Origin of the sequence: Mesorhizobium sp. WSM4310 (genome assembly GCF_007003935.1) — a bacterium.
Lineage (GTDB): Bacteria > Pseudomonadota > Alphaproteobacteria > Rhizobiales > Rhizobiaceae > Mesorhizobium.
Map to the genome: position 1 here is coordinate 84693 of NZ_VFTA01000001.1, position 15862 is coordinate 100554.

At 65.3% G+C, this 15862-nt stretch carries 16 protein-coding genes; 9 read left to right on the forward strand and 7 right to left on the reverse strand.

The window, feature by feature from the left end; genetic code table 11:
- Window positions 1-5: 5 nt before the first annotated feature.
- Both FJV80_RS00390 and FJV80_RS00395 read right to left on the reverse strand, forming a co-directional pair.
- Window positions 6-2720, reverse strand: a complete 2715-nt coding sequence (locus FJV80_RS00390; protein WP_142875261.1) for a LuxR C-terminal-related transcriptional regulator — start codon at window positions 2718-2720, stop codon at window positions 6-8.
- Window positions 2717-3364 (reverse strand): GNAT family N-acetyltransferase, encoded by a 648-nt coding sequence (locus FJV80_RS00395; protein WP_095786775.1) that lies wholly within the window; start codon window positions 3362-3364, stop codon window positions 2717-2719. Before FJV80_RS00395 ends, FJV80_RS00390 begins: the two co-directional genes overlap by 4 nt.
- Window positions 3365-3541: 177 nt before the next feature.
- Here FJV80_RS00395 and FJV80_RS00400 point away from each other — a divergent pair, with 177 nt between their 5' ends.
- Genes FJV80_RS00400 through FJV80_RS00415 form a run of 4 tightly spaced genes read left to right on the forward strand, consistent with a single transcriptional unit; the run spans window position 3542 to window position 7884 of the window.
- Window positions 3542-4843 (forward strand): ArgE/DapE family deacylase, encoded by a 1302-nt coding sequence (locus FJV80_RS00400; protein ID WP_185975105.1) that lies wholly within the window; start codon window positions 3542-3544, stop codon window positions 4841-4843.
- Window positions 4840-5898: a phosphotransferase gene (locus tag FJV80_RS00405; protein ID WP_142875262.1), complete on the forward strand. Its 1059-nt coding sequence runs from the start codon at window positions 4840-4842 to the stop codon at window positions 5896-5898. Before FJV80_RS00400 ends, FJV80_RS00405 begins: the two co-directional genes overlap by 4 nt.
- Complete coding sequence (locus FJV80_RS00410; RefSeq protein ID WP_185975106.1) at window positions 5899-7215, forward strand: aspartate aminotransferase family protein; 1317 nt, start codon at window positions 5899-5901, stop codon at window positions 7213-7215.
- Between the two features lie 12 nt (window positions 7216-7227).
- Window positions 7228-7884, forward strand: a complete 657-nt coding sequence (locus tag FJV80_RS00415) for a GntR family transcriptional regulator (protein ID WP_095786773.1) — start codon at window positions 7228-7230, stop codon at window positions 7882-7884.
- A 21-nt stretch (window positions 7885-7905) separates the two neighbouring features.
- Here FJV80_RS00415 and FJV80_RS00420 read toward each other — a convergent pair whose 3' ends face one another.
- Genes FJV80_RS00420 through FJV80_RS00440 form a run of 5 tightly spaced genes read right to left on the reverse strand, consistent with a single transcriptional unit; the run spans window position 7906 to window position 12638 of the window.
- A complete protein-coding gene (locus FJV80_RS00420; RefSeq protein WP_142875264.1) occupies window positions 7906-9210 on the reverse strand; it encodes an FAD-dependent oxidoreductase in 1305 nt (434 codons plus the stop codon).
- A complete protein-coding gene (locus FJV80_RS00425; RefSeq protein WP_185975107.1) occupies window positions 9207-10190 on the reverse strand; it encodes a branched-chain amino acid ABC transporter permease in 984 nt (327 codons plus the stop codon). Before FJV80_RS00425 ends, FJV80_RS00420 begins: the two co-directional genes overlap by 4 nt.
- Window positions 10187-11095, reverse strand: a complete 909-nt coding sequence (locus FJV80_RS00430; protein WP_095771250.1) for a branched-chain amino acid ABC transporter permease — start codon at window positions 11093-11095, stop codon at window positions 10187-10189. The genes FJV80_RS00425 and FJV80_RS00430 overlap by 4 nt, the downstream gene beginning before the upstream one ends.
- Window positions 11092-11841 carry an ABC transporter ATP-binding protein gene (locus FJV80_RS00435; RefSeq protein WP_095791180.1) on the reverse strand — a complete coding sequence of 250 codons (750 nt, stop codon included), beginning with the start codon at window positions 11839-11841 and terminating at the stop codon, window positions 11092-11094. Before FJV80_RS00435 ends, FJV80_RS00430 begins: the two co-directional genes overlap by 4 nt.
- Complete coding sequence (locus tag FJV80_RS00440; protein ID WP_142875265.1) at window positions 11838-12638, reverse strand: ABC transporter ATP-binding protein; 801 nt, start codon at window positions 12636-12638, stop codon at window positions 11838-11840. The genes FJV80_RS00435 and FJV80_RS00440 overlap by 4 nt, the downstream gene beginning before the upstream one ends.
- A 124-nt stretch (window positions 12639-12762) precedes the next feature.
- Here FJV80_RS00440 and FJV80_RS00445 point away from each other — a divergent pair, with 124 nt between their 5' ends.
- The 5 genes from FJV80_RS00445 to FJV80_RS00465 are packed head-to-tail and all read left to right on the forward strand — an operon-like array spanning window position 12763 to window position 15817.
- Entirely contained in the window at window positions 12763-13497 is a 735-nt protein-coding gene (locus FJV80_RS00445) for a GntR family transcriptional regulator (RefSeq protein WP_142875266.1), read from the forward strand.
- The gene (locus tag FJV80_RS00450) at window positions 13494-13982 is read left to right on the forward strand and encodes a DUF3830 family protein (RefSeq protein WP_095786769.1); all 489 of its coding nucleotides are present in this window, start codon (window positions 13494-13496) and stop codon (window positions 13980-13982) included. The genes FJV80_RS00445 and FJV80_RS00450 overlap by 4 nt, the downstream gene beginning before the upstream one ends.
- Before the next feature lies 1 nt (window position 13983).
- On the forward strand, window positions 13984-14337 hold the full coding sequence (locus tag FJV80_RS00455; RefSeq protein ID WP_095786768.1) for a TIGR04076 family protein: 354 nt from the start codon (window positions 13984-13986) through the stop codon (window positions 14335-14337).
- The gene (locus FJV80_RS00460; RefSeq protein WP_142875267.1) at window positions 14334-15389 is read left to right on the forward strand and encodes an aldo/keto reductase; all 1056 of its coding nucleotides are present in this window, start codon (window positions 14334-14336) and stop codon (window positions 15387-15389) included. The genes FJV80_RS00455 and FJV80_RS00460 overlap by 4 nt, the downstream gene beginning before the upstream one ends.
- On the forward strand, window positions 15386-15817 hold the full coding sequence (locus FJV80_RS00465) for a DUF4440 domain-containing protein (protein ID WP_142875268.1): 432 nt from the start codon (window positions 15386-15388) through the stop codon (window positions 15815-15817). The genes FJV80_RS00460 and FJV80_RS00465 overlap by 4 nt, the downstream gene beginning before the upstream one ends.
- The last annotated feature ends 45 nt before the right edge of the window (window positions 15818-15862 follow it).

The window sequence follows — 15862 nt, forward strand, 5'->3', positions numbered from 1 at the left end:
GGTATCTATGCCCCTCCTTTCGGAGGGGGGCGGAGGTTTGCCGCCGCCTGTGCGGCACGCACGGCCTGGACACGGTTCGAGACCGAGAGCTTGCCGAAAATGTTCTTCAAATGCCATTTCACCGTCGTTTCGCTGACCGACAGCGCAACCGCGATATCGCGGTTGGACATGCCTTCCGACAGGCAACGCAGCAGCTCGGATTCGCGCTGGGTGAGCTGTTCCTTCTCGGCTGCAGGGGCGGCCAACTTTCGTGTCGCCACGGGCATGGCCTGCGCGGCGTCAATGATGCGCGTCGCATAGGCCGACACGGACGGGTCGGTCTTTGCTTGCGCCGCCCGCAGCCGCATCAATGCTTCGACCACAGGCCTGCCTTCGTCGACGAAGGAGCGGATGAAGCCGGAAGGCCGGGCAAGGCGCAGCGCTTCGAGGAGATAACGGTCGGCCTCGCGCTGGTCATGGCCGGCGCTCTTGGCGCGCAGGATCAGCGCCAGTATGTGGCGGCGCATGCGGCCGCTGCTTTTCGTCCGCTCCAGCAGCGCGTCGAAAAGCGCCGCGGCCGCCGCGGAGGATTTTTCCGCCGTCAGTAGCCGGCCTTCGGCGAAGAACTCGAATTCGTTGGCGACGGTGGGGGCGGCTTCCGCGCTTTCGCGGCGATGCTCGTCGAGCAGGGTGCGTGCCTCGGCGATGCGATTCTGGTCAATCAGCAGCCGGATGCGATCATGCACCAGCACCGAAGCGAGGCGGCGGTAGACGGAGCCACGCACGCGCTGGTAGACGCGTTCCAGCATGTCGAGTGCCGCGTCGCCGCGACCGGTCAACTGCAGGACGCGGGCATAGGTCGGCACGCTGGCCAGGGGATAGACGATGACCGCCGCACCCTCGATCAGCGGCCCGAGATTCTCGACCAGCGTCAGTGCCTCGCCGGATGCGTTGGTCTCGTAGGCGAGTTCGGCCAGCAGCGTTCCGGCCAGCGCCTCGGCATAGGAATTCGCGCCAATGCGCGTCCTGGCCTCGATGATCGTGTTGCGCAGCAATTTTTCGGCGGCGGGCAGACAGCCAGCCGAGCGTTCGATGACCGCCATGTAGCAATTTGCGATGGTGACGCCGAGCAGGCTGCCGCTTCGCTCATGCGCCTTGCGCGCCGCGTCCACCGCCGCCCGCGCCCCCTCGAGGTCGCCCAATGCGTAGAGATTGTAGCCGATGACATTGGCCGTCGCCCCTTCCATGAACCAGGCATCGGGCGCGATGATGCGCAGGGCGGCCAATGCGGTGTCGCGCGCGGCTTCGAACCGCTCCAGCGTGCTGTGGACGGCGGCATCGAGGACGGCGATTTCGGCCTCGATCGTGGTGCCGGTCAGCGTACCCGGATCCTTGCTGTCGGCCGGCCCGGTCTCAACCAGCTTGCGCGCACTGGCGAGCGTCTGCTGGGCGATCTCGGGCTGGCTGCTGTGCACCGCCAGCCACAGCACCACGAGCTGCAGGCGGATGCGCTGGTCGACCAGTTTCCTCGGCAGCAGCGCCAGCAATTGGCGCACGTAAAGCAACTGGCACTGGGCGATGAGCTCGAGCGCGTTGTTCTCGACGAACACCGCCGCGCGCGCGTGGTCGCCGGCGGCGAGCGCATGCCCGATCGCCTCGGTCAGCATCTTGCGTTCGCCGAACCATTCGGCGGCGGCCAGGTGCAGCGGTGCGATCATCTCCGGTTCGCGCCTCTCCATTTCGCGGCTGAGGAAGTCATGGAACAGATGATGATAGCGGAACCAGCGCCGCTCCTCATCGAGCGGCACCAGGAAAAGATTGCGGGTCTCGATCTCGGTGATATCGGCCTCGGCATCCGCCGCCCGCAGGACCGCCCGGCACGCTTCGGCGCTGAAGCGCTCGAAGATCGAACTGTGGAGCAGGAACTTCGCCAGGGCCGGCGGTAGCCCCAGGAAGACTTCGCCCATCAGGAAATCGGCGACGTTGCGGTTGGCGCCGGTGAAATTGCCGATGACGGTTTCCGGTGCATGCGCGGCGCTGAGCGACAGCGAGGCAAGTTGCAGGCCGGCGGCCCAACCCTCGGTCCGCGAGCACAGGGTCTCGACCGTGCCGCTGCTGACGCTGAGACCCAATTTGTCGTTGAAGAAGGCTTCGGCTTCGGACGAAGCAAAACGCAGGTCGTCCGGGCCGATTTCGAAAACGTCGCCAAGCACCCTGAGCTTGCCGAGCTGCAGGTCGGGCAGGTTGCGCGAACCGATGATGAAGGCGACGTTGGTGGGCGCCTGCCGCGTCAGGCGTTCCATGAACCGTTTGACCGCTGGCGCTTCGACGACATGGTAGTCGTCGAAGAACAGGGTGATTTCGGCGTCGCGCGCCGCAAAACCCGCCACCAGCGCCGCGAGCACCACATCGAGTTGCGGAATCGGGCTCGACTGGAAGGCGAGGTCGAGCTCTGCAGGATTCTGGACCAGGTGGCGCAGCGCCCCCACCAGATGCGACAGGAAGGCGCCTTCGTCATTGTCCGTCGCCTCGCAGGACAACCATGCCGTCAACCGGCCGTGGCGCGCGACCTCAGCCGCCCATTGCGCCATCGTCGTCGACTTGCCGAAGCCGGCGGGCGCGGCGAACAGCACGATGCGCGTGTCGACATGCCGCTCCAGCCTCGACAGGATGCTCTCGCGCCGCACCCACCGGCGATGGTGAGACGATGACAGGCCGGCGGGTTCCGAAGACGGTCTCATCTGGCGCCGGGCACCCATTCCGTTTCGATCAACGGGATTTGCGGGGCGGCATCGCGCGGCAAGGTTCCCTTGATCCGGGGATCGTCGGTGATTTCGAAGCCGGCCGCATAGGGCTCAAACCCGCAAGCCCGGTAGAAACCGATGACGCTGTGATGGTCGATGCTGCTGGTGTGCAGCCAGATGCGGCCGGGGCCGAGGCGCCATGCCTGGTCGAGCGCGCCGGCCATCAGCCGTTTGCCAAGGCCGCGGCCGGTCAAGCCGGGGAACAGGCCGAAATAGGTGATCTCGATCTCGTTGCCGTCGGCCATGCGGAATTCGACCATGCCGACATGGCCGCCGCTGTCATCATGGCCATAGTAGAGATGCTGGCGCGGATCGGCGAAATGCGCTGATACTTCGGCATCCGACATTTCGGCGGCGCGATCCCACAGCCAGGGAGCGCCGATCACGAGGAAGATCGCGCGGTAGGCGGCGCTGTCGGGCTTGGAGATCCGGGTCATGGCCAGGGGCTGGGCGAGACCTGGTACCGGCGCCCGCGCTTCCATCCATGTCACCGCATTGACGATCTTGCCGGCCGGCACGCGCCGGTAGCCTGACGTGAGATCGGTGATTTCATCCGGCAATGCGCCTTCGGTGACCTGCATCTGTCCTCGATCTTCGCCATGCAGCTTTACTGGCATGCAAGAAGCTGATGCCAACTCTGCGCCCGCCTGCCAAGAGATTCCCGGGTTGGGCCATAGTTTTGGCCCGACCTGTCTCCTTGCCTTTCCAGGAAATGGCATATGAGATATGATACACCATTCACGGGAAAGCGGAATATCATGCCTGAGCGAATTGCCGACGAAGCCATTTTGCGCGCGGTCGACGACGGCTTCGCGCGGCAAGTCGCGTTCCTGGCGGAACTCGTGCGCTTTCCCTCCCAGCGCGGCGAGGAGCACGCGGCGCAATCCTTCATGGCGACCGCCTATGAGGCAGATGGCTATGCCGTCGACATGTGGCGTGTCGATGTCGACGCGATCCGCGACCTTCCGGGGTTTTCGCCGGTAGCGGTCTCCTATGACGATGCCTTCAATGTCGTCGCCGCCCACACGCCGAGAAACGCCACCGGCCGTTCGCTGATCCTCAACGGCCATATCGATGTGGTGCCGACGGGGCCGCTCGACCGCTGGGTGCGCGACCCCTACGATCCGGCGATCGAGGATGGCTGGATGCATGGCCGCGGCGCCGGCGACATGAAGGCCGGCCTGTCGGCCTGTCTCTACGCGCTCGCCGCCTTGCGCAGCCTCGGCTGCCAGCCGGCCGCCAATGTTTACCTCCAGTCTGTGGTCGAGGAGGAGTGCACCGGCAATGGCGCCCTCGCCTGCCTGCAACGCGGCTACCGCGCTGATGCCGCCTTCATTCCCGAGCCCTTGGAACCGCGCTTGATGCGGGCGCAGGTAGGGCCGATCTGGTTCAGGGTCGAGGTCGATGGCGATCCGCAGCACGCTTCCGGCGCTTTCTCGGCCGGCGCCAATGCCATAGAGAAGGCCTTTCTCATCATCCAGGCGCTGAAGCAGCTCGAAATCGTCTGGAATGCGCGCAAGGTCGATGACAAGCATTTCTGCGATCACCCACATCCGATCCGCTTCAACCTCGGGAAGATCGAAGGCGGCGAATGGACATCTAGCGTGCCGGCGCGCTGTGTATTCGAGATGCGGGTCGCCACCTATCCCGGCCAGAAGCTCGAGGACGCCAGGGCCGAGCTCGAAGCCTGCATCGCCGATGCGGCCCGTGCCGATCCCTTCCTGGCCAATCGCCCGCCCAAGATGAGCTACAATGGCTTCATGGCCGAGGGCTATGTGCTGGAAGGTGCCGACGAGATGGAAGCCGTGCTGCGCCGCAGCCATACCGCCGTCTGGGGCGAGCCGCTGACGGAGCATGTCACCTCGGCGACGACGGATGCGCGCTTCTTCGGCCTCTATGCCGACACGCCGGCGATCGTCTACGGCCCGATCTGCCGCATGCCGCATGGCTATGACGAGGCCGTTGATCTGGATTCGGTGCGCAAGGTCACCCAGACCATTGCGCTGTTCATCGCCGACTGGTGCGGTCTCGAGCCGATCGATCCGGAGGTAAGCTCATGAATGCGGCCGTGCCAGACGGCTTTGGCGAAACGCTGGCCGAGGATGCGCCTGACGTTTCGATTGCCGACGCGCTTGCCATCTTGCGCCGGCACTACGGCCTCGCCGGCAGCGCGCGTCCGTTGCCCGGCGAACGCGACCACAATTTCCACATCCATACCGACGGCGAGGGCGAGTTCGTCCTCAAGATTTCCCATCCGGCGGAGGAGGCCGGCTTCACCGATTTCCAGAACAAGGCTCTCGACCACATCCTGGGGGTCGACCCGACCTTGCCGGTCCCTTCGGTGCGCAAGAGCCTCGAGGGCGAAGCGCAGTTCACGGTCAGCGTCGGCGGATCGGCGCCGCGCATCATCCGGCTGGTCACCTATCTGCCCGGCCAGTTGCTGTCGCGCTGCCCCGCGTCGGCGGCGCAGGATCGCAATCTCGGCATTTTCCTCGCCCGGCTTGGCCGGGCTCTGCGCGGCTTCTTCCATCCAGCCGCCGGCAGCGACCTGCTCTGGGACATCCGCAAGGTCGCCAAGACGCGGCCGATGCTGGCGTTTATCGCCGACGCCGGCCACCGCACCATGGTCGAGCGCGTCATCGATGCCTTCGAGGCGCGTGCGGCGCCGGTCATTCCGAGCCTGCGCGCCCAGATCGTCCACAACGACATGAACTCCTACAATGTGGTGATGGATGCCTCGCGGCCGGAGGTGGTGAGCGGCATCCTCGATTTCGGCGACATGATCCACTCGCCGCTGATCTGCGATCTCGCCATCGGCGCCGTCTACCGCTGGCCGGCTGAAGGTCATCCGCTGGCGCCGGCCGCGCGCTTCGTCGCCGGCTATCAATCCGTGCAGCCGCTCGAGGCTGAAGAAATCGGCATCCTTTTCGATCTGGTCCGTGCCCGCCTTGCGCTCATTGCCAACATCGCCAGTTGGCAGGCGGAACGGTTTCCGGCCAAGCGCGCCTATGTGCTGCGCCTCATCGCCGAGGTCTGGACCTCGCTCGAACGGCTCGATGGGCTGTCATCGGATGAGGCCCGCCGTTATTTTCTCGACCATTCCAATCCGGAGTAGATGCCCGTGTCCCAGTCCTCACCCACGAACGTCCTTGCCGACGCCGACGCTTCGGCAGGCGATCGCGCTCTGCTCGAACGCCGCGCCAGCCTGCTTGGGCCGACCTATCGCGCCTTCTACCGCAACCCGATCCATCTGGTGCGCGGCAGCGGCGTCTGGCTCTACGATGCGAGAGGCCGCAAATTCCTCGACGCCTACAACAATGTCGCCTCGGTCGGGCACTGCCATCCCCGCGTCGTCGAGGCACTGTCGGGACAGGCCGCCACGCTCAACACCCATACCCGCTACTTGAGCGAGATCATCCTCGATTACGCGGAAAAACTGCTCGGCACGGTTCCGGCCCATCTCGGCCATGCCATGTTCACCTGCACCGGCAGCGAGGCCAACGACCTCGCCATCCGCATCGCGCAGCATTCGAGCGGTGGCACCGGCGTCATCATCACCGATTTCGCCTATCACGGCGCCACGATCGCCACCGCGCAGCTGTCGCCGGCGGCGGTCGGCGCGAAGGGCGTGCCCGCGCACCACCGGACTGTGGCGGCGCCGGACACGTTCCGCGACCACGGCCGCGCCGCGAAGGACTTCGCCAAGAATGTCGCGGCCGCCATCGATGACATGCGTGCGCAGAATATCCGTCCGGCGGCGCTGCTGCTCGACTCGGCCTTTTCCAGCGACGGCATTTTCTTCCCCGACGCGGCGGTCATGCGCGAGGCGGCGGATCACGTCAGGAAGGCCGGCGGCATCGTCATCGCCGATGAGGTCCAGTCCGGTTTCGGCCGCCTTGGCCAGGGCATGTGGGGTTTTGCCAATTATGGCCTCGAGCCCGACATCGTCACCATGGGCAAGCCGATCGGCGACGGCCATCCGATGGGCGCGGTGCTGGTGCGGCCGCGGCTTGTCTCATCCTTCGGCTCCAATACCGGTTATTTCAACACCTTCGGCGGCAATCCGGTCGCGGCCGCCGTCGGCATCGCGGTTCTGGACGTGATCGAAGGCGAGGGGCTGATCGAGAACGCGCGCAATGTCGGCGCCTATACGGCTGACCTGCTGCGCGCTCTGCAGGGCCGTCACGGCATGGTCGGTGACGTCAGGCACAACGGTCTCTATTTCGGCGTCGAGCTGACGGCGGATGGCGACGCGGCGCTGGCCGCCAGCAAGACATCTTCTGTCGTCGAAGCCATGCGCGAGGATGGCGTGCTGATCTCGTCCTGCGGTCCGCGCGGCAATGTGCTGAAGATCAGGCCGCCTCTGCCCTTTGCCAGGGACAATGCCGAGCAGTTGGCCGAGACGCTCGACCGCGCTTTGTCGAATTGGTGATCTGGACCGCGCATGCTGAAGCTCGAACATCAAACCCTCAACGACCGCGCCTATGGCGCGCTCAAGCAGGAATTGATTTCAGGCGGTTTCAGCCCGGGCCAGACGCTGGTCATCCGCAAGCTTGCCGAGACCTTCGGCATCTCGACGACGCCGATCCGCGAGGCGCTGCAAAGACTGGTCGCCGAGCGGCTGCTCGAAATGCAGAACAACCGCTCTGTTATCGTGCCCTTGCTGTCGGCCCCGGCCTTCGAGGAATTGACCCATATCCGCATCGCCGTCGAGGGGTTGGCGGGTGAGATGGCCGCCACGCGGATGAGCGATAGCGGGCTGGTCGAGATACAGGCGACGCTCGCCGGCATGCAGCGCGCCATCGAGGCCGGCGACGCCAGCGCCTATCTCGCGCTGAACGAGGCGTTTCACTTCGCCATCTACCAGCATGCCGGCGCGCCGATCCTGTTGAACATGATCCGCGACCTCTGGGGCCGGGTCGGGCCTTATCTCAAGCTTCTGATGCAGGCCGAGCGATATATTCCGCAGTCGAACGACGCGCATCGCAGGATTGTTGCTGCGTTGGAGCAGCGCGATGGCCCTGCTGTCCGGGTCTCCCTTGAACAGGACATCGCCCTGGCGGCCGCGGTTCTCTCTGAAAATCTTCGCACGACGGCCTGATCGGACGGCGGCTGGAGCGGCCTACGCTGTCTCGTCCAGCCGGTCGCGCAGCATGCTCCAGCCGAGCAGCGCGTTGGGCGCGTGCCGCAGCAGCGCGTGGAAGGGGATCGGCGCCGGCGGCGCGAAGGGCAGCGGCAAGTCGCGCGCTTCGGTCCCGGCGGCCCAGTCGGCCAGCGCCTTGCCCATCGCCGTCGTCATGGCGATACCGCGACCGTTGCAGGCGCGGCCGGCGATCAGCCCTGGCCCGAGATCCAGGAGGTGCGGCAGGAAATCCGGTTCGACCGCGGCCATTCCCGACCAGCCACAGGCAAGCGGCGGCAGGTCCGGCAGGTCGAGATGCCTGGCCAGCCGCCGCCAGATTGTCTGCGGCACACGTGTGTCGGCGCCGGCGCTCAGAATATGCATGCCGCCGCTGATCAGCCGGTTGTCGGCATCGAAGCGGAAGGTGAAGAGATTGCGCCTGGTGTCGCCGACGCCTTGCCCGCCAGGAAGCAGACGCGTCCGCACCTCGCGCGGCAAAGGCTCGGTCGCGATCTGGAAAATCTTCAGCGGAAAATAGCTACGTTGCAGCAGCGGATTGAGCGACCCGCCATAGGCGTTGGTGGCGATCAGCACCTTGCCGGCACGCACCGAGCCCGATGGCGTTTTCAGCGACCAGCTATCGGCCATGCGATCGACCGAACTGACCGGCGTGTGCTCGAAGATCTTGGCGCCAGCCTTCCGCGCCGCATTGGCCAGTCCGTTCGCATAGGCGACCGGATTGAGCACGCCACCCGAACGGTCCATCCAGCCGCCGACATAGCCGCGCGCGCCCGTCAGGGCCTCGACGTCCTGACGATCCAATGTGACCGCAGGCCGGTCGCGCCGTGCCCATTGCCCGGCGCGCGATTTGACCTTCTCGAACGCTGCAGGCGAATGTGCCGGCTGGATCCATCCGTTCTGCACCGCGTCGCAGTCAAAACCGTGTCGTTTGATCAGGCTGAAGACCAGGTCCGCGCTGCCGGCGGCAAGGTCGATCAGGCGTTCACCGCGCTCGGGGCCGAGATGCGCGACGATGCTGTCCGGGTCCATCTTGGCGAAGTTCGGCACGACAAAACCGGCATTCCGGCCGGTCGCGCCCCAGGCGATGATTTCGGCTTCGAGGACGGCGACCGAGATGCCTTTTTCGGCGGCGTGCAGCGCGGCCGACAGGCCGGAAAATCCACCGCCGACGATGGCCAGATCGACATCCAGCCCGCCTCTCAGCGCCGGCCGTTCCCGGCGATTGCGGCTGACGGCGTGCCAGAGTGAGGCGCCGTGCGCTTCCTGCCCGATCGCAGCGGTCATGAGCCGGAACTGCTCTTGATCGCCGCCGCTTTTGCTCGCTTCCCGAAGCGCGGGCGACGCGGCCTGTCGCCGAACAGCCCGTTCGGCCGGATCAGCAGGATGACGCAGAGCATGACGCCGATGGCGACGATCTGCAGCGAGGCCGCACGCGCCTGCTGCTCGGGCGCAAACAGCGCACTGGTCAACGTACCCGACCCAGCCCATATCCCCCAGACCAGAATGCTGCCAATGACAGCGCCGAGATTGCTGCCGGAACCGCCGACGATCAGCATCACCCAGACCTGGAACGTCAGGATCGGCAAATAATTGTCCGGCGCGATGAAGCCGGTGAAATGCGCCTGCAGTGCGCCGGCCAGGGCCATGATCGCGCCGCCGACGGCAAAGGCCTGGACGCGGTAGAAGCGCGCGCTCTTGCCCAGCGAGATCGCCGCCCGCTCATCCTCGCGCAACGCCTTCAGCACGCGTCCCCAGGGGCTGCGCGACAGATGCTCCAGGGCGAGATAGGCGATCAGCGTGACCGCGCAGACGACGGCGAGGTTGGACAGGTTGAACAGCAGCGGCGTCTCGGCGAGGCCGCCGAAGGGACGCGGGATGAAGCCGATGCCGAACGGCCCGCCCGTCAGCTTCTGCGCATTGAGCGCGACCAGTTGCACGACGACGGCGACGCCGAAAGTGGTGATCGCCAGATAGTCGGACCTGAGCCGCAGTGTCGCCATGCCGGTCAGGGCAGCGGCAATGCCGCCGACGACCATGGCGCCAAGCCAGCCGACAAGGATCGGCAGGCCGAAGCCGCCCAACCGCGCGGCATCATCCGGTGTGGTCAGCAAGGCCGAGGTGTAGGCGCCGATGGCGACGAAACCGGCGAGGCCGACATTGAACAGGCCGGTCAACCCCCACTGCAGATTGAGCCCCAGCGTGACCAGCGAAAAGATCAGCGCGGTGGTCAGGAAGAAGGCGCCGTAACCGATGATATCGATCATCTTTCCCGAACTCCGAAAAGGCCGATCGGCCGCACGAACAAGACAGCCATCAGGATGATGAAGGACACGGCGGCGCGCCATTCGGCACCGATCAGCTGCACCGCGGCGGCCTCGGCGAGCCCGATGATCAGCCCGCCGAGCACCGCGCCCGGAATGCTGCCGATGCCGCCGAGGATTGCGGCGGCGAACATCGGCAGCAGCATGTCGAAGCCCATGAACGGACGGATCTGCACCAGAATGCCGATCATCACGCCGGCGACGCAGGCAAGCGCTCCGCCGATGACCCAGGTGACGCGCACGACGCTGGCGACGTCGATGCCGACGATGCGGGCCAGCGCCGCGTTCTGGCTCAGTGCCTGCATGGCGCGGCCGGTCTGCGTGCGCGTCATCAAAAGATGCACACCGAGCACCAGCACGGCGGTCAGCAGCAGAAGCGCGATCTGGTCGGGGGTTATGCGTATGCCGAAGCCGACCGGCATGGCGATCTGGATCGCCCGGCTGAAATAGGTCGGCCGCGAGGTGAAGGTGAATTCGAGCAGGCTCCGCAGCGCCATCGAGGCGCCGAAGCTCGCCATCACCACGATGATGGCCTGGCCCTGCGAGCGCAGCCGCGAAAACAGCACCTTGTCGAGCAGCAGCGCCAGCAAGGCGGTAAAGGCCATGCCGACGACCAGGGCAACCAGGAGCGGCCAGCCGAAGGACAGCGGCGCGATGGGTGCCATCTTGCCAAAGGTGGCGCCAATGGCGCTGACGACGGCGAGCGTCGCATAGGTGCCCCAGGCCATGAAGTCGCCATGGGCAAAATTGGAGAAGCGCAGGATCGAATAGGTCAGCGTCACGCCGATGGCGCCGAGCCCGATCATCGAGCCGGTCAGCAATCCGTCGACGACAAATTGCAGGCTCATGCCGCGCCTCCCTTGCCGGCACGAGCAGGGCGCTGGCCGAGATAGAGTTCGGCGACGACCGGGTCGTTCCACAGCTCGGAAGCGACGCCCTCGTGCCGGTCCTTGCCCTCGACCAGCACATAGGCGCGGTCGCCGATGGCCAGTGCTGCCTTGGCATTTTGTTCGACCAGCAGGATGGTGACGCCGGATTTGCGGATGCCGGCCAGCATCTCGAACACCATCGACACGAATTTCGGCGACAGGCCGGCCGACGGCTCGTCGAGAACCAGCACCTTGGGATGCACGATCAGGGCGCGGGCGACCGCAAGCATTTGACGCTGTCCGCCCGACAGATTGCCCGCGGCGGTGCGGCGCTGGCGCACGAGATCCGGGAAGGCCGCATACATCTCGTCGATACGCGCAGGGATTTCACGTCGCTCGAGGATGCCGCAGGCGACTTTCAGATTGTCCTCGACCGACATCAGCGGAAAGATATTCTCGGTCTGCGGCACGAAGGCCAGGCCAAGCCGCACCATGGTATGGGCGGGCGCGGCCGTGATGTCCTTGCCGTCCAAAAACACCGTGCCGGCGGTGATCGGGACGAGGCCGGCGATCGCCTTGATGAAGCTGGATTTGCCGGCGCCGTTGGGGCCGAGGACGACGACGATCTCGCCCTTTCCGACAGTGATCGAGGCGCCGCGCACGATCGGCACGCCAGGCTCATAGCCGGCTTCGAGATCGTGGACATCGAGGACGGTCTCGCTCATGCCGTGCCTCCGAGATAGGCTTCGATGACACGCGGGTCGCGGGCGACCTGTTCCGCGGTGCCTTCGCTCAGCAACTGGCCGCTCGCCATGACCAGCACGCGGTGGCAGAGCCGCGTCACCATGTCGATGTTGTGTTCGATCAAAAGGAAAGTGATGCCGCGCGCATTGATGTCGCGGATGCGGTCGATGATGACTTCCAGCAGCGTCGCGTTGACGCCGGCTGCCGGCTCGTCGAGCAGGATGATCGCCGGGTCGGCCATCATGACACGGGCAAGTTCGAGCAGCTTGCGCTGGCCGCCGGACAGCACGCGCGCCGGCTCATGCGCCAGATGGGTGAGGGTCACCAGTTCCAACAGGTCGAGCGCCTTTGCCCTGGCCACCTTTTCCTGTGCCGCCACCCGCCATGGCGTGACGAAGTTTGCGAGTAATTTCTCGCCGGCCTGACCTTGTGCCGCCAGCATGATGTTTTCGATCAGCGTCAGATTGGGCAGCGGGCGCGGGATCTGGAAGGTGCGGCCAAGGCCACGGCCGATGCGCAGATGCGCGGCTTCGCCCGAGACGCTCGCGCCGTTGATAAGGATGTCGCCGCTGGAAGGCAGGATACTGCCGGCCAGCAGGTCGAACATGGTCGTCTTGCCGGCGCCGTTCGGCCCGATGAGGCCAAGGATTTCGCCTGCTTTGACGTCAAACGAGACATCGTTGACGGCGACGAGGCCGCCGAACCGCCTGACGACATGCCTTGCCGTCAGAACCGGCGCACGGGTGTCCTTCCCCTGCCGTTCGCTTGCCTCGCTCATCAAACCCTCTGGCCGAAGACGATCATCGCCGTCTCCTGATTTTTGATTTGTGATCACACTTGCTTTGATCACGCTATTCGGCTTTAATTTCATCCGCAAGCCGAAAACGGGGCAAAAGCCGGGAATGCAGAAGGCTGCCATCGAGCGAACCAACGAAACAATCGCAGCCCAGCTTACGCCGGTCGGCCGCGAGACCGTGCAGGATCGCGTCTATTCTGAATTGCGCCGCGCTTTGATCGGCGGCCTGTTCGAGCCGAACCAGGTACTGACCATCCGCGGCCTTGCCGATGCGCTGGTCACCTCGACCATGCCGGTGCGCGAAGCGCTCGGCCGGCTGATCACGGAAAAGGCGCTGGAAGCGCTGCCCAACCGCTCGGTGCGCGTGCCGCCGATCACGCTGGAGCGTATCGACGACCTTTTGCGCGCCCGTTCACTTATCGAAGGCGAGGCGATCGCGCTTGCCGCCACGCGCATGAACCCGCGCCAGATCGCTTCGATTGAAGCCATGCTCGGCGAGTGGGACGAGATGCGGGCCCTGACGCACAAGAAGGATATCGACCGCGAAGCGACGCTCAACCAGAGCTTCCATTTCGAGATCTACCGCTGCTGCGGCTCGGCCGTGCTGATCCCGATGATCGAAAGCCTGTGGCTGCAATCGGGCCCCTGCATCCGCGTCGCCATCTATGCCTTTTCCGACGCCGGTGAGGTCGACACCGCGCACTATCACCGCCGCATCGTCGCGGCGCTCGCCAAGCAGGATGCGCAAGCGGCGCGCGAGGCGCTGGTGGCCGATATCAGCCGGCCCTTTGCCTTCCTGCGCGACAAGCTTCAATCCGCCGCCGCGAGAGGCCAGACATGAACAAGCCGGCCATCAGGATCACCGAACCGCGCTCGCAGCTTTCCGTGACGGCGCTGCTGCGGCCCGAAAAGGCGCCGGAAAACGCCGCCTTTCTCCAGGCGTACCTCGCCACGCCACGTGTCGTCCCCGGCATCCATGCGATGTGGACGGGACCGGAAATCTCCTGCCCGATTCCATCAGATGATCTCGATGGCCAGCCCTATGCCAGGCCCTTGCCGGCGGAGAACGCGACGCTGACGCCGCAGCCCGGAGACATCGTGCTGTCCTACGTTCCGCCGCGCATGTGGGGCGGCAACCCCGATGCCATTTTCGACATCGGCCTCTACTACGGACAGGGCGCGCGGCTTCTGTTCCCGATCGGCTGGCTGGCCGGCAGCGTGGTGGCGCAGCTACGCGCCGAAGAGCGCGACCAATTCGCCGCCTCATGTGGCGTCATCCGCCGCAACGGCGCCTGCGACGTCACCTTCAGCCTGGTGGAGGCCTGACATGGCCGACGACAGTTTCGAGCTCTTCGACCTTCGCGTCGAGGCGGTCATCCCGCAGGGCAAGCCGATCTATTGTGGCGCCAAGGCGGGTGATTATTTTGAACTCAAGGGCGAAATGCTGTCGATGCCGGCAGGGCAGGGCTTCTCGATCTATTCGCTCGCCGCCGTGCTGCCGCTGCTGGCGGCAAAGCAGCGCCCGACCGATGCCAATGACTGGATGACATCGGACGCCGAGATCGCCTGTCCCGATCCCAATTGCGCCAGCCGGCTACGAATCATCAGGACCGGCAAACGGCGGTTCAGCCATGCCGAGACGACGGCCGTGCCGCTGCCGAAGGAGAATGACAAGGGATGACCGCCAAGACTTTCGAACTCGGCCCCGGCTACACCATCTCGCGTGTCATTCGCGGCGGCTGGCAGCTTGCCGGCGGCCATGGCGCCATCGACCGACAACAGGCGGTGACCGACCTGATCGCCACCTTCGATGCTGGCATCTGGACCTATGATTGCGCCGATATCTACACCGGCGTCGAGGAACTGATCGGCGCCGCGCGCCTGCGGCTGGCCAGTGAGCGCGGCCTCGACGTTGCCGCAAGAATGAAGGTGCATACCAAGCTGGTGCCCGACCTGGAACGGCTGGCAACGATCAGCCGCGACTATATCAGGGGCATCGTCGAGCAGTCGCTGCGCAGGCTGAAGACCGAGCGGCTCGATCTCGTCCAGTTTCACTGGTGGGACTATGACCAGCCTCGCTATGTCGAGGCGATGGGCTGGCTCGACGAGCTTCGGCGCGAGGGCAAGGTGCGCAATCTCGGCACCACCAATTTCGACACGCCTCGGCTGGCCGAAATCCTCGCCGCCGGCATTCCGCTGGTCAGCCAGCAACTGCAATATTCGGTACTCGATCAGCGGCCTGCGCACAATCTCGCAGCGCTTGCGAAGACAAATGGCGTCAGCTTCCTCTGCTATGGTTCGGTAGCCGGCGGCTTCCTCAGCGACAAATGGCTTGGGGTCGCCGAACCCAGCACGCCGCTCGAAAACCGCTCGCTGGTCAAATACAAGCTGATCATCGACGATTTCGGCGGCTGGGACCTGTTCCAGCAGCTGCTCCATGCATTGAAGGCCGTCGGCGACCGCCACGGCGTCGACATCGCCACCATCGCCAGCGCCTGGGTGCTGGATCAGCCGCGAGTCGCCGCCGTCATCGTCGGCGCCCGCAATCAGGCGCATGCGCTCGCCAATGCTGGCATCATGGACGTCCCGCTCGACGCCGATGACCGGGCGAAGATCGCGGCTGTGATCGCGCAGGGCCAAGGTCCCCTTGGCGATGTCTACGCGCTGGAGCGCGACCGTCACGGCCGCCACGGCTCGATCATGCACTACAATTTGAACGCAGGCCGCACATGAGCGCCAGCAACTCGACGCTGTTTTCGCGGGCCAGCGCCGAGGTCGTCGGCCTGCATCGCTTCTTCGTTGAATGGTTCGTCGCCGCGCGTGCGAACACGGTGGATTTCTCGCGCTTCGAAGACGTCATGGGCGAAGGCCTGACCATGATCGCACCGAGCGGCGAGATCCTCGACCGTGACGCTGTGATTGATCATGTCCGCTCAAGCCGCGCCACGTGCGACGACGGGTTTGCCATTTCGATCGAGGATATCAGGCCCGGTTGGCAAACCGAGGACTCCATCGTCGTCCTTTACGTCGAGGCGCAGTTGCGCGGCGGCAAGCACAGCCGCCGCCAGTCGAGCGCTGTCTTCACCACCAGTTCATCGGCGCCCAACGGCGTCGAATGGCGACACCTGCATGAAACCTGGCTGCAGGTGCCGGAACGCTGAACAGGCTCCAGAGATCAATTAGTGTCGAGTAACGAAAGGGGAACA

Bases quoted from the DNA above. Each gene is read 5' to 3' on its own strand.
- FJV80_RS00400 (WP_185975105.1), top strand. From the start codon at position 3,542: ATGCCTGAGCGAATTGCCGACGAAGCCATTTTGCGCGCGGTCGACGAC.
- FJV80_RS00410 (WP_185975106.1), top strand. From the start codon at position 5,899: ATGCCCGTGTCCCAGTCCTCACCCACGAACGTCCTTGCCGACGCCGAC.
- FJV80_RS00440 (WP_142875265.1), bottom strand. From the start codon at position 12,638: ATGAGCGAGGCAAGCGAACGGCAGGGGAAGGACACCCGTGCGCCGGTT.
- FJV80_RS00465 (WP_142875268.1), top strand. From the start codon at position 15,386: ATGAGCGCCAGCAACTCGACGCTGTTTTCGCGGGCCAGCGCCGAGGTC.
- FJV80_RS00395 (WP_095786775.1), bottom strand. From the start codon at position 3,364: ATGCAGGTCACCGAAGGCGCATTGCCGGATGAAATCACCGATCTCACG.
- FJV80_RS00405 (WP_142875262.1), top strand. From the start codon at position 4,840: ATGAATGCGGCCGTGCCAGACGGCTTTGGCGAAACGCTGGCCGAGGAT.
- FJV80_RS00420 (WP_142875264.1), bottom strand. From the start codon at position 9,210: ATGACCGCTGCGATCGGGCAGGAAGCGCACGGCGCCTCACTCTGGCAC.
- FJV80_RS00450 (WP_095786769.1), top strand. From the start codon at position 13,494: ATGAACAAGCCGGCCATCAGGATCACCGAACCGCGCTCGCAGCTTTCC.
- FJV80_RS00435 (WP_095791180.1), bottom strand. From the start codon at position 11,841: ATGAGCGAGACCGTCCTCGATGTCCACGATCTCGAAGCCGGCTATGAG.
- FJV80_RS00460 (WP_142875267.1), top strand. From the start codon at position 14,334: ATGACCGCCAAGACTTTCGAACTCGGCCCCGGCTACACCATCTCGCGT.
- FJV80_RS00425 (WP_185975107.1), bottom strand. From the start codon at position 10,190: ATGATCGATATCATCGGTTACGGCGCCTTCTTCCTGACCACCGCGCTG.
- FJV80_RS00445 (WP_142875266.1), top strand. From the start codon at position 12,763: ATGCAGAAGGCTGCCATCGAGCGAACCAACGAAACAATCGCAGCCCAG.
- FJV80_RS00430 (WP_095771250.1), bottom strand. From the start codon at position 11,095: ATGAGCCTGCAATTTGTCGTCGACGGATTGCTGACCGGCTCGATGATC.
- FJV80_RS00455 (WP_095786768.1), top strand. From the start codon at position 13,984: ATGGCCGACGACAGTTTCGAGCTCTTCGACCTTCGCGTCGAGGCGGTC.
- FJV80_RS00390 (WP_142875261.1), bottom strand. From the start codon at position 2,720: ATGAGACCGTCTTCGGAACCCGCCGGCCTGTCATCGTCTCACCATCGC.
- FJV80_RS00415 (WP_095786773.1), top strand. From the start codon at position 7,228: ATGCTGAAGCTCGAACATCAAACCCTCAACGACCGCGCCTATGGCGCG.